We start from the raw sequence: 12026 nt of genomic DNA on the forward strand, positions 1-12026 counted from the left end.
CAGTTTTATGACCCTTAAAGCACTGAGTCTTTGGGGGAATGCGCCGTTTTGCAGATGATCCAAACGACAACACCCCTGCAAGCGACGGGCTTGCAGGGGTGTTTGTCATGTTGAAAGACCGCCTCGGGTCAGATCAGGCCGAAACCGGCTCGGATCCTTCGTCAGAGGTGGCACCTTCTTCGTCATCGCGACCAGCTGCGCGGCTACGACCGCGGCGGGCCGTCGGATGGCGGCCACGGGTACGTGCAGTACCGCTTGCGGCACGGCGCGGTTTCTTTTCACCGTCTTCGCCCTGCTCTGCAGTGTCGGTTTTGTCGGCACTTGCCGGTGCATCATCACCAGATGCTTCTGCCGGTGCGCTTTCCTCTGCGCTGGCGTCATCATCTGATTTCCGCGGACGACCACGGCCCGGACCACGTGCATCCGAACGACGCGCACGCGGCGTGCGTTTCGGACGGCCACCATCATCATCCGACGTTTCAGCAGAAGTGTTTTCTGCCTCTACCGGGGTGTTTTCATCGCCATTGTTTGACGCAGATTCTGCGTTTTCGTTGGCGTCACCCTGTTGATCATCGTTCTGATTTGACTGGCCATCACTGCGGTCGTCACGGCCACGATTGTTGCGCTGACGATTGTTGTCACCACCACGTTCCTCACGGCGCTGGTTTTCCCATTCCTGGGCAGCCTGAAGGATGCGGTGGTAATGTTCCGCGTGCTGATAGAAGTTTTCCGCAAGAACCGGATCGTCGGTGCAATCCTTCGCAAGGGAAATGTATTTTTCATAGACCTGTTGGGCGTTACCGCGTACGCGGCCGTCCGGTCCATTACTGTCAAAATTCTGAAATTTTGGATTTACTGGACGTTTATTCGACTGTTGCCGTCCGCGCGGACGTTTATTGTTATTTCTCATATCAACATGACTTTGGTGTTGAAGGACAATCCGGTAGCATCATCGGCTCCGGAACCACTCCGTCTGAAAAACATATTTCCCGCTAAACAGCGCCGATCACGGCATTATTTTTACAAACCTGCCGGGAACCTTGAAAGGAACGGAGATTGTCGACTGTTTACAGGGGAACACGGCGCTTTCATAAGCGCGTTGGGCACCCGGCCCGTTCGATTCAACCTATATGGCTTGACGGGTTATTCCAACTGTTTTTTTCACTCGCCTGCGCTTTTTTTACATCACAGGTGCGGAAATATCAGATTACGCAACGTCCGACGGAACAACGGGTTTTCTTTGCCGCAACGCAGCGGACAATTCCGCCAAGGTCTTCGCGATACTCCACCCCGACAAAACCGGCCTCAACCAGCATCTGGCCGACATCGTTTTCCTGCCCGCGACCGATTTCAAAGATGACGAAACCGCCGGGCTTTGCCAGGTCAAACGCAACACGCGACAAAACACGATAGGCCGCCAAGCCATCCCCCTCATCGGTCAGGGCAAGACGGGGGTCAAACTTTTGCACCTCCGGCGACAGGGTCGTCATCTCGTCGGCGGTGATGTAGGGCGGGTTTGACATTACAAGGTCAAATCCCTCTGCCCGGTCTTTTTCATCAAGGGCGCTGTCCCAATCCGAGACGCGGAATTCGACCACATCATCAAGCTCAAGCAGCTTGGCATTTTCACGCGCACAGGCCACCGCACCCGCGCTTAGATCAAGTCCGATGCCGGTCGCGCCTGGCAGATCGCCAATCGCGGACAACAACAAACACCCCGTCCCTGTGCCAAAATCAACAATCCGCGGCGCATCTGCGTCCTCAAGGAAATCAATCGCCCATTCGACAAGTGTTTCACTATCGGGGCGGGGCTCAAGCGTTTCGGGTGACAGTTTGAAAGTATGGCGCCAGAAAGCACGCTCGCCCAAGATACGACCGACCGGTTCATGCCCGACCCGGCGGGCAATCATGCCCCGAAAGGTTTCGGCCTTGTCATCAGGCACAGTATCTTCGGGCCATGCACTGATCCTGCCCCCATCAACACCGGCGGCGCGCGCCAGAAGAATACGCGCATCCATCCGCGCGTTTTCAATACCGGCATCGGTTAAGGCCGCGACGGCCTCAGCCATCAGGCTGCCAAGGGTCGATGGGGTGTCAGAAGACATGATCAGCTTTCAATTTCGGCAAGCTTCTGGGCCTGCTCTTCGGCGATCAGGGCATCAATCATTTCATCAACCGCCGGACCACCGGCAATGAAATCATCCAAGCGATAAAGTGTAAGGTTAATGCGGTGATCTGACACGCGGCCTTGCGGGAAGTTATAGGTGCGAATGCGTTCCGAACGATCACCCGACCCGACCTGTGATTTACGGTCGGCCGCACGCTCGCTGTCCTTGCTTTCGCGTTCTTGATCATAAAGACGCGACATCAGCATCTTCATCGCTTTTTCTTTGTTCTTGTGCTGCGACTTTGCTTCCTGGCTGGCGGCAACCACACCGGTCGGAATATGGGTAATGCGCACGGCACTATCGGTGGTGTTAACGTGCTGACCACCCGCACCCTGCGATCGATAGGTATCAATGCGCAGATCCTTGGGATCGATCTTGATGTCGACTTCTTCGGCCTCTGGCAGAACGGCCACGGTCGCAGCCGAGGTATGAATACGCCCGCCACCCTCGGTCACCGGTACACGTTGAACACGATGCACGCCACTTTCAAATTTCAGGCGGGCAAACACATCCGTACCCGATACGTTGACGATCACTTCCTTGAAACCGCCAAGGTCGTTTTCGCTGGCATCCATCTGTTCGAATTTCCAGCCGCGGCCTTCGGCGTAACGCTGATACATGCGGTACAAATCAGCGGCAAACAGAGCGGCTTCCTCCCCGCCGGTGCCGGCGCGAATTTCGAGGATGGCGTTCTTGGTGTCGGCTGTGTCTTTCGGGATCAGCATCAGTTTCATCTGACGCTCTGCCTCGGGCAGCTTATCCTGAAGGTCGTATTTTTCGGCCTCGGCCATTTCGCGCATATCGCGATCGCTTTGCGGATCGGCCAGGATTTCCTCGGCTTCTTCCAGATCGTTCAGAAGCTTTTTATAAGCTTCGATCGCCTCGACCACCGGGGCCAATTCTGCATGTTCGCGCGACAGCTTGGAAAAGCCATCCCCATCAAGCTCTCCGCTTGAAAGAAGCGAATTGAGTTCGTCGAACCGGCGCGTAACGCCTTCGAGTTTCCCAAGGTCCAAACTCACTCTTTATTCTCCTGTTCAGGGTCGCTTGGCACGTCATCGCGACCAAGCGGCTTGTCTTCAAGTTCAAACAGGCGCGACAACAGTTTCTGGGCCTTCACCCATTCGACGGTGCCCGCACCGTCTGTTGTCGTCGCCAAATCTTTCAATGCCTGTGTCGGCGTATGCAAAAGGCGATTGATCAAAAGCCTTGTCGCCTTTTCCGCATCCCCATGACTTTCAGCCAGCGCATCTGCGCGTACCGCTTCAAACCGTTTGCGCAGATCGGCAATTGCCGGCACGGCTGCGCGCTGCGCACGGTCGCGCACAAAGTTATCAATCTCCGCTTCAATCAGCGCCCAGGCCTGATCGGCCTTTTCTTCGCGGCCACCGCGCCCTTCGGCGGCGATCTTTTCCAGATCCTCGATCCGGTAAAAGAAAACCTCGTCAATCTCGTCGACCTGCGGATCAATATCCCCCGGCACGGCCGTATCGATCATCAGAACCGGGCGAAACCGGCGACGTTTGACCGCCGCCATCGCACGATCCTTGTCGATCATGTAACGCCGTGATCCACCTGCTGTCAGCACCAGGTCTGCCTCGGCCAAAAGCCGGTCCAGATCATCGATTTCCGACCAGTGGCAATCCAGCCGGCGCGCCACCAGACGCGCACGGGCCGCCAAGCGATCTGTTACCAGAATGCGGCCGATACCCCGTTCGGCCAGCGATGCGGCAATCAGTTCCCCCATGTCGCCAGCCCCCGCCAAAAGCAGAGTACAGTCGCCAAGATCCCCATGCAGGTCGCGCGCAACCGATTGCGCCGCGGCGGCAATTGATACAGCCCCCTGCCCGATCCCGGTCTGATTGCGGACCTTTTTGGCAATGGCATAGGCCGTCTGATAGACCAGCTCCAACTCGCGCCCGACCAGATCATGCTTGCGCGCGATCCGGTGGGCATCCTTGACCTGACCAAAAACTTCAGGCTCGCCGATCACCAGACTGTCGAGTGACGCCGCGACCGCAAACATATGGCGAAGCGCATCCCGACCAGACCGGATGTAAAGCTCGGTCGCAAGCTGATCCCGATCCAGATCCGCCCAAAGCGACATCAGATCAATCAGGCGTTCGCGCCCGCGTTCGGCCTCGGACGCCAAAAGATGCACTTCGGTGCGATTGCAGGTCGAAACGACAACCGCCTGACCGAGACGGGCCTGTTCAATGGCGGCCAAAAACTGTGGCAGACGGGCTTCTTCGATAAAAAGACGGTCGCGGGTATCCTCGCTTGAACGCCGATGATTGGTGCCGATCACCATCAGGCGATCCAGCGGCCAATCCCCGGCATCCTCATGCGAAATCGCGTCCGTCACACCATTCTCACTTTTTGCCGATCACATCAGCCAGTTGATCAAGCGCCACTTCCTGCTGCTCGCCACTGTCTAGGTCACGCAACTGGGCCACACCCTTGGCAAGTTCATCATCCCCAAGGATAACGGCCTTGCAGGCATTGGCCTTGTCCGCACGCTTCATGCGCTTTTTCATGTTGCCGGAATAGCCAAGCTCGACCGCGACACCCGCTTCGCGCAGGGTCTGGGCAAGGGTGCGACATTTGGCCTCGGCCGCGTCCCCCATCGGGATCAGTGCCACGGGGCGTGCACCCGCCGGGGCTTCGCCCACCATCAATGCCAGGCGTTCAACACCCGCAGCCCAACCAACACCGGCCGTCTGCGGACCACCCATGGTCGATATCAGCCCGTCATAACGGCCACCGGCCATAACAGTGCCCTGTGCACCAAGGGTGTTGGTGGTGAACTCGAAACAGGTGTGGCAGTAATAATCAAGACCACGCACCAGACGCGGGTTCAGTTCATAATTGATGCCGATATCGCCAAGCCCCTCGGTCAGGCCCTTGAAGAATTCCTTGGAATGCTCGTTGAGGTATTCGGCAAACAACGGCGCGTTGGCCACCAGTTCACGATCGCCTTCGTCCTTGGAATCAAGGATACGCAACGGGTTCTTTTCAAGGCGCGAACGGCTGTCTTCCGACAGCTTGTCAAAATGGCCCTTGAAGTAATCAACCAGCACATCGCGATACGCCGCACGGCTTTCCGGGTCACCAAGGGTGTTAAGCTCAAGCGTGATGCTGTCCCAAAGACCAAGGGCCTTTAAGATATGCGCGCCATAGCCGATCATTTCGATATCGCCCGCGACCTGTTCGACGCCAAGCAGTTCGGCACCGATCTGGTGGAACTGGCGCTGACGGCCTTTTTGCGGGCGTTCATAGCGGAACATCGGGCCATAATAGCTGACCTTGACCGGGGACATCTGCTGCATGCCATTGGAAATATAGGCACGCGCGATACCCGCCGTTCCTTCGGGACGGAGCGTGATCTGTTCGCCGCCGCGATCCTCAAAGGTGTACATTTCCTTGGTCACGACGTCGGACGTATCGCCAAGGGTGCGTGCAAACACCTCGGTAAATTCGAAGATCGGCGTGGTCATGCGATGGTAGCCATACAACTCGCCGATTTCGCGTGCGGTATTCGCGATGTAATCCTGCAGACGGTTCTGTTCCGGCAGAAGGTCGTGCGTGCCACGGACGGGTTGAAGCGATGCCACTTTGGGTCTCCGATCTAACTTGAATTCCAGATATTTGCGCGAAACATCAATCGGCGCAAACACATGCGAACATGAAAATAGCTTTCCGCCGGTGTGGCGGAAAGCCAAAAATACTCAATAAAGCTTTGCTATTCCGCCGCGGTTTTCTTGGCGGCTTCTTCGGCTTCGATCTTGGCAGCACGTTCTTCGACCAGTTCGACGATATGGTCGACCATCTTTTCCGTGCTGATATTGTGATCCGGGCGGCCGGAAATATACATCTTGTGGTTCCCACCACCGCCACCGGTCAGCCCAATATCCGTTTCACGTGCTTCGCCCGGACCATTGACGATACAGCCAATGATCGACAGCGAAATCGGGGTGGAAATATGGGCAAGGCGCTTTTCAAGCTCTGCCACTGTTTCGACCACGTTAAAGCCCTGACGCGCGCAAGACGGGCAAGAAATGATCTGAACCCCGCGGGTACGAAGACCCAGCGATTTCAGAATATCAAAACCAACATGGATTTCCTCAACCGGGTCGGCAGACAGCGATACACGCAAGGTATCACCAATACCGGCCCAAAGCAGGTTGCCCATGCCAATCGATGACTTCACCGTACCACCGCGCAGACCGCCAGCCTCCGTGATGCCAAGATGCAGCGGATAGTCACATGCCTCGGCCAGACCGTAATAGGCGGCAACCGCAAGGAACACGTCCGATGCCTTGACCGAGATTTTGAATTCGCGGAAATCCTGATCTTCAAGGATTTTGGCGTGGTTCAACGCACTTTCAACCATCGCCTCTGGGCATGGTTCGCCGTAACGTTCCAGCAATTCCTTTTCAAGCGACCCGGCATTGACACCGATACGCATTGAACAGCCATGATCCTTGGCGGCCTTCACAACTTCACGCACACGTTCGGTCGAACCGATATTGCCCGGGTTGATGCGCAGGCAAGCGGCGCCGGCTTCGGCAGCCTCGATCGCGCGTTTGTAATGGAAATGGATGTCGGCCACGATCGGGACATGCACCTGTTTGACGATGTCTTTCAGGGCCGCGGTTGATTCCCGATCCGGGCAGGATACACGAACGATATCCGCACCTGCTTCTTCCAGTCGATGGATCTGCGCAACGGTCGCGTTCACATCGGTGGTCAGGGTGTTGGTCATCGACTGCACCGAGATCGGTGCATCCCCGCCAACTTCCACGTCACCGACACGGATTTTGCGGCTTTGACGGCGTTCAATATCGCGATATGGGCGGACGCTCATTTCCGGTTCCAAAATGTTTTAGATGTCTTGGGGGTGTATATAGCTTATCAAACGCGGTTTAGAAACCGTTGGCTAACAGATTTTCCGCCAGATTTCGCATAGCTGTCACGAAAAAGGCGACCCGTTCGGATCGCCTTTCGCATTTTGTCTGTTTTCATCGCCCGCAGGCGTTGGCCAAACCTATTGAACGGTTGGTTCTTCTGCCTGGGTCAGATCACCGACATCAAGCGAGAAGTCCGAAATCACCGCACCGTATTCCCCAACCGGCTGGGCTTCGGAACCATCGATGCTATAGGTAAGAGCACCGGCATTGCCGACTTCAAGTTTCAAACCGTCACGATTCGGAACCATATAGGTATCACCGGCTGTCAGCATCCGGGTCAGCAGAACATTGCCATCTGCCTCGCGAATACGAACCCAGCTGGTTTCCACCGCCGAAATGGTGACACGGCTATCGACATTGACCGCGCCAAATACGCGTGCGCCACCGGCCTCGTCAACTTCGGGTGCCGCGGGAACCGATGCAACTTCCGCTGCCGGTGCTGCCGGCGTTTCTGCGGCTGGTGCCTCTGCGACTTCGGCTTCAACCGGTGCCTGTTCTGTGGTGGTTACCACTTCGTTGGCAACGGGTGCAGCTTCCTGCGCCGGGGCTTCGGCAACTTCCTCGGTAACAACTGGTGCTTCTGCCAGTTCTTCGGTGGCTTCTGCGACTTCAGCTACGGGTTCAGATGCGGGTTCTGCGACCGGGGCCTCGGAAACGGTGGTTTCTTCAACCGATGCTTCCGCGTTGCCGGCACTTTCCGGTGCAGAGGCAACTGGTGTCCCCTGATCGGCAATGACCGGTGCAGGCGTTGTTATTTCTGCCTCGGCGGCCTGTGCATCTGCGGCGTTTTCAAGATTACGCGGCGCTGAATCCTGGCTTGCCGTTGTCGAGTAGCTTGCAAGTCGCTCTGGCAACGGATCAACCAGATCGGCAATGGTTTTGCCCTGGCTCGACAGGTAGTACCATCCGCCATAAGCACCAAGACCAAGCATAACCGCGATCAGCAATACCGCCCCACCGGGTACACGGCTTTCCTGAACGGGTTTTGGGAAGGACAGTTCACTACGCACGGCCGGCGCATTGCTTTCTGCGCGGAAGCGACGTGCGATCTCTGCACCGTCCAGTCCAAGATGTTCGGCGTATGCCTTTACGAAGCCAAGGCCATACGGACCATTCGGCAATGCCGCATAGTCGCTGCTTTCAATGGCTTCGATGTAAATTTTGCGAATACGAAGCATGCGGCAAACGTCTTCGACTGTTTGCCCCAAACCAACGCGGGTCGCCTTCAAAAGGCTCCCGACCTCGGTATAACCACCGATCTGGTCTTTATGTTCGTCCATCACACTGTCATTTGCAGACGAATCCCCGGACAAAGGCCTGAAACGAAGGCGTTCTCGGGTTTCGTCATCCAAATGATCTTCCTTTCGCTTTTTGATCGCCAACTGCGCACCCCCACGTTACGATCTAGCAATAAAACTAGCAGATATCCCCACCAAAAGCGATTGTTTTTAAAGTTTTACACCGTGATCTATTGCGAAAGCCTTAAGACGCGAACGCAATGATCTGGTCGGATTATCCATTATCGTCAGAATATAACTCTCGACTTCAGACTTACACATGCTTCTGACCATTTCCTTGACCGGACCAACAGAGGCAGGCGCCATCGACAAGCGTTTAATTCCCAAACCGATAAGGGCCATCGCTTCAAGCGGACGTCCTGCCATTTCACCACAGATGGTCAGGCGAACGTCCTTTTGATCGCACAATGTCACCAACTGGCGCATGAATGCGAACACACTTGGCGACAGCGTGTCATAACGGCCCTCGATCCTCGGATTGCCGCGGTCAGCAGCAAACATGAACTGCAACAGATCATTCGTCCCGACCGAGAGGAAATCAACCCGTTGCAGCAAGGCCGGAGCCTGCCAGATCAGGGCGGGAACTTCAAGCATGGCTCCGACTTCGACCTTGCGCGGGATAAATCCGCGTACGGCTTCACGTTTGAGCTGCTCGTCAAGAACCGCCTTTGCCTGATCAAATTCAGCAACTTCGGCGATCATCGGGAACATGACATAAAGATCGCGGTCATGCCCGGCCCGGATCAGTGCGCGCAACTGATGCACAAGCACCGCCGGACGATCCAGTGTGATCCGGATCGATCGCCAGCCCATCGCCGGATTCTCTTCTGTCATATCCTCCCAATAGGGCAGCAATTTGTCACCGCCCACATCAAGAGTCCTGAAAACCACCGGCCGGCCTTCGGCCTGTTCAAAAATACGATCATAAAGCCGGGTCTGATCGGTAATGTCGGGCATGGCGGATCGCACCATGAACGGAATTTCCGTCCGATAAAGACCAATCCCGTCCGCCCCGCTTTCAATCACATGCGGAACATCAATCAGAAGCCCGGCATTCACGTTAAGTGAAATCTCCGCCCCATCGGTCGTTTCCGCCGGAAGGTCACGCATCTGGGCATAAAGCGCTTTTCGCTCTGCCCGGGCGCGCAACGCGCCGTCAATCACTGCGCGGACGTCTTCGCTTGGCCGAACGAAAAGCTGGCTGTTATCGGAATCGACAATCAGTGGATCACCGGCCTCGACCTTATCAAGCACACCCTTAACGCCGCCCAGAACCGGGATATCAAGCGCGCGCGCAACGATTGCGACGTGCGAGGTGTGCGAGCCTTCTTCAAGGGCAAGACCGCGCAGACGGGTGTGATCATAATCAAGAAGTTCTGCCGGGCCGATATTGCGCGCCACCAGAATGATGTCATCGGGCAGATCGCCAAAGGCCGGGGATTGATACTGCCCCGAAAGATGTTGCAGCAATCGGTTGGCCAGATCTTCAAGATCGTGCAACCGTTCACGCAAATAGGGGTCGGTCACCTGCGCCATGCGTGCACGGGTATCGTCATGCACCTTCTGAACCGCGGCCTCGGCCGTCAGGCCGGTATGCACCGCCTCAGTAATGCGGTTCAGCCAGCCGGTATCCTGGGCAATCATCCGATAGGCTTCAAGGATATCACCCGGATCATCGCCTTCATCCATGCCGTTGATGCCTGAAACAGCTTCCAGCATCTTATCAAGATGGTTCTGAAGGCCGTGCATGGCTTCGCGCAGGCGGGTCAGTTCTTCTTCCGGGTCGTCAGAAACCATGCGGTCAATGACGATGCGCGGCTCATGCAAAACGGCAATGCCCTTGCCAATCCCCGGTGCCAGACGCGCCCCGCCCAGACGCAGCGGCAACAACGCGATGCCATCGGCCGGGATCAGTTCCTCGCGGCTGACAAGTTCGCCACCGGCGACCATTTCGGCCAGCACCATGGCGACGTTTTCAAGGGCTTCCTGTTCGTCCTCGGAATACAGGCGTTCGGTCCGGTTCTGCACGGCAAGCACACCGATAATGCGGCCCCCGCGCAGGATCGGCACACCGATCATCGAATGATAGATTTCCTCGCCGGTTTCCGGACGATAGGCAAAGTTCGGGTGGCCTTGCGCGTCCTTGAGGTTAAGCGGACGCGCATGGGCGGCGACAAAGCCAACAATCCCCTCACCCACGCGAAGGCGGGTCAAGTGAACCGCTTCCTTGGACAGACCACAGGTCGCAAACAGTTCCAGCACTTCGCCCGCACGCATCACATAGACCGAGCACACCTCTGCAACCATATCGGCAGCAATGATGGTCACAATCTGTCCGAGGCGTTCTTCAGCAGTCCCCGGTCCAGCCATGACGTCGCGCACACGCTTTAGAAGGCGTCGCGGACCTGTGACTGCGGCGGACGGAATGCTCATCTGACTTAGCTGTCTCTCTTAACCAGGGATTGAACGGCCTGTTCGACCAACTCTTCGAGGATTTCGGAAACCGGTTGTTCTTTCTTTACCATACCAACCGACTGTCCTGCCATAACCGATCCGCTTTCGACGTCACCATCGATCACCGCACGGCGCAGGGCACCGGCCCAGAAATGTTCAATTTCAAGCTGTGCAGCGCCTTGGTCAAGCTCGCCTGCGCGGAACTTTTCAATCACGGCACGCTGGGTATTGCGGAATTCTTCCGTGCCCTTGTTGGCAAGCGCACGTACCGGAATAACCGGGAAACGATCATCAAGCTGCACCGTGGTGACCGCGTCGCGGGCACTTGCACGGATAAAGGCCTTCTTGAAATCGGGATGCGCAATGCATTCCTCGGCACAAACAAGCCGCGTGCCGATCTGAACACCCGATGCGCCCTGCTCAAGCAAGCCGGTAATCGCTTCACCGCGGCCAATACCCCCGGCGCAGAAAACAGGAATGTCGGAAACTTCCGGCAGGATTTCCTGTGCCAGAACCGTCAGCGATACCGGGCCAACATGGCCGCCAGCTTCGCTGCCCTCAATCACCAGCGCATCAGCACCCGAACGGATCAGCTTCTTGGCCAGAACCAGTGCCGGGGCAAAGCAGATAACCTTGGCAAATTCCTTGGCCTGCTTGATCGAGTTTGATGACGGCAGGCCGCCAGCAAGAACCACATGCCCAACGCTGTGTTCACGGCACACTTCAATCAGTTCATTAAGCTGCGGGTGCATGGTGATCAGGTTGACGCCAAACGGCTTATTGGTCATTTCCTTGGTGGCGGCGATTTCAGCCGACAACAGATCCGGGGTCATCGACCCGCAGGCAATCACACCAAAACCACCCGCATTGGAGACCGCCGAAACAAGGTGACGCTCTGAAACCCAGGACATGGCGCCGGCCATGATGGCGTAGTCGGTGCCAAGGAATTCCTTGCCCGATGCCCACAGGTTTTCCAGGCGCGCCCGTGCGGCGTCAATTTTCGGATCACTCATATTCTCTGTACCCCAAAGCAGAAACGCAGGAGACCAGTGGTCTCCTGCCATTTCATTACAAAGGCTGAAACACACTGCTCCAGCTAGTATGTATTATTACAGGTAATTTAACAGCGGCTTAAT

At 56.5% G+C, this 12026-nt stretch carries 9 protein-coding genes; all 9 read right to left on the reverse strand.

Going from position 1 to position 12026, the window contains the following annotated elements; translation table 11 throughout:
- Nucleotides 1–133: 133 nt before the first annotated feature.
- Complete coding sequence (locus IT893_RS13705) at nt 134–910, reverse strand: DUF4167 domain-containing protein (protein ID WP_197145493.1); 777 nt, start codon at nt 908–910, stop codon at nt 134–136.
- A 292-nt stretch (nt 911–1202) separates the two neighbouring features.
- On the reverse strand, nt 1203–2105 hold the full coding sequence (gene prmC, locus IT893_RS13710) for a peptide chain release factor N(5)-glutamine methyltransferase (RefSeq protein WP_197145494.1): 903 nt from the start codon (nt 2103–2105) through the stop codon (nt 1203–1205).
- Between the two features lie 2 nt (nt 2106–2107).
- Nucleotides 2108–3190, reverse strand: coding sequence for a peptide chain release factor 1 (prfA, locus tag IT893_RS13715; protein ID WP_197145495.1), 1083 nt, complete (start codon nt 3188–3190; stop codon nt 2108–2110).
- Complete coding sequence (gene hemA, locus IT893_RS13720) at nt 3187–4533, reverse strand: glutamyl-tRNA reductase (protein WP_008891693.1); 1347 nt, start codon at nt 4531–4533, stop codon at nt 3187–3189. Before hemA ends, prfA begins: the two co-directional genes overlap by 4 nt.
- A 7-nt stretch (nt 4534–4540) precedes the next feature.
- Complete coding sequence (gene hisS, locus IT893_RS13725; protein ID WP_040824508.1) at nt 4541–5782, reverse strand: histidine--tRNA ligase; 1242 nt, start codon at nt 5780–5782, stop codon at nt 4541–4543.
- Nucleotides 5783–5910: 128 nt separating this feature from the next.
- Nucleotides 5911–7035: a flavodoxin-dependent (E)-4-hydroxy-3-methylbut-2-enyl-diphosphate synthase gene (gene ispG, locus IT893_RS13730; RefSeq protein ID WP_197145496.1), complete on the reverse strand. Its 1125-nt coding sequence runs from the start codon at nt 7033–7035 to the stop codon at nt 5911–5913.
- Between the two features lie 180 nt (nt 7036–7215).
- Nucleotides 7216–8418 carry a helix-turn-helix domain-containing protein gene (locus IT893_RS13735; protein ID WP_252723958.1) on the reverse strand — a complete coding sequence of 401 codons (1203 nt, stop codon included), beginning with the start codon at nt 8416–8418 and terminating at the stop codon, nt 7216–7218.
- A 168-nt stretch (nt 8419–8586) separates the two neighbouring features.
- A complete protein-coding gene (gene ptsP, locus IT893_RS13740) occupies nt 8587–10869 on the reverse strand; it encodes a phosphoenolpyruvate--protein phosphotransferase (RefSeq protein WP_008891697.1) in 2283 nt (760 codons plus the stop codon).
- 5 nt (nt 10870–10874) lie between these two features.
- Entirely contained in the window at nt 10875–11903 is a 1029-nt protein-coding gene (locus tag IT893_RS13745; protein ID WP_197145498.1) for a nitronate monooxygenase family protein, read from the reverse strand.
- Nucleotides 11904–12026 lie beyond the last annotated feature (123 nt).

The sequence above is a fragment of the Thalassospira sp. A40-3 genome, from assembly GCF_015871485.1.
In the GTDB taxonomy this organism is placed as follows: Bacteria; Pseudomonadota; Alphaproteobacteria; order Rhodospirillales; family Thalassospiraceae; genus Thalassospira; species Thalassospira tepidiphila.

What these genes read in the sequence shown, in the direction of transcription:
- prmC (WP_197145494.1), bottom strand. Translation starts at nt 2,105, where the DNA reads ATGTCTTCTGACACCCCATCGACCCTTGGCAGCCTGATGGCTGAGGCC.
- IT893_RS13735 (WP_252723958.1), bottom strand. Translation starts at nt 8,418, where the DNA reads ATGGACGAACATAAAGACCAGATCGGTGGTTATACCGAGGTCGGGAGC.
- ispG (WP_197145496.1), bottom strand. Translation starts at nt 7,035, where the DNA reads ATGAGCGTCCGCCCATATCGCGATATTGAACGCCGTCAAAGCCGCAAA.
- ptsP (WP_008891697.1), bottom strand. Translation starts at nt 10,869, where the DNA reads ATGAGCATTCCGTCCGCCGCAGTCACAGGTCCGCGACGCCTTCTAAAG.
- IT893_RS13705 (WP_197145493.1), bottom strand. Translation starts at nt 910, where the DNA reads ATGAGAAATAACAATAAACGTCCGCGCGGACGGCAACAGTCGAATAAA.
- IT893_RS13745 (WP_197145498.1), bottom strand. Translation starts at nt 11,903, where the DNA reads ATGAGTGATCCGAAAATTGACGCCGCACGGGCGCGCCTGGAAAACCTG.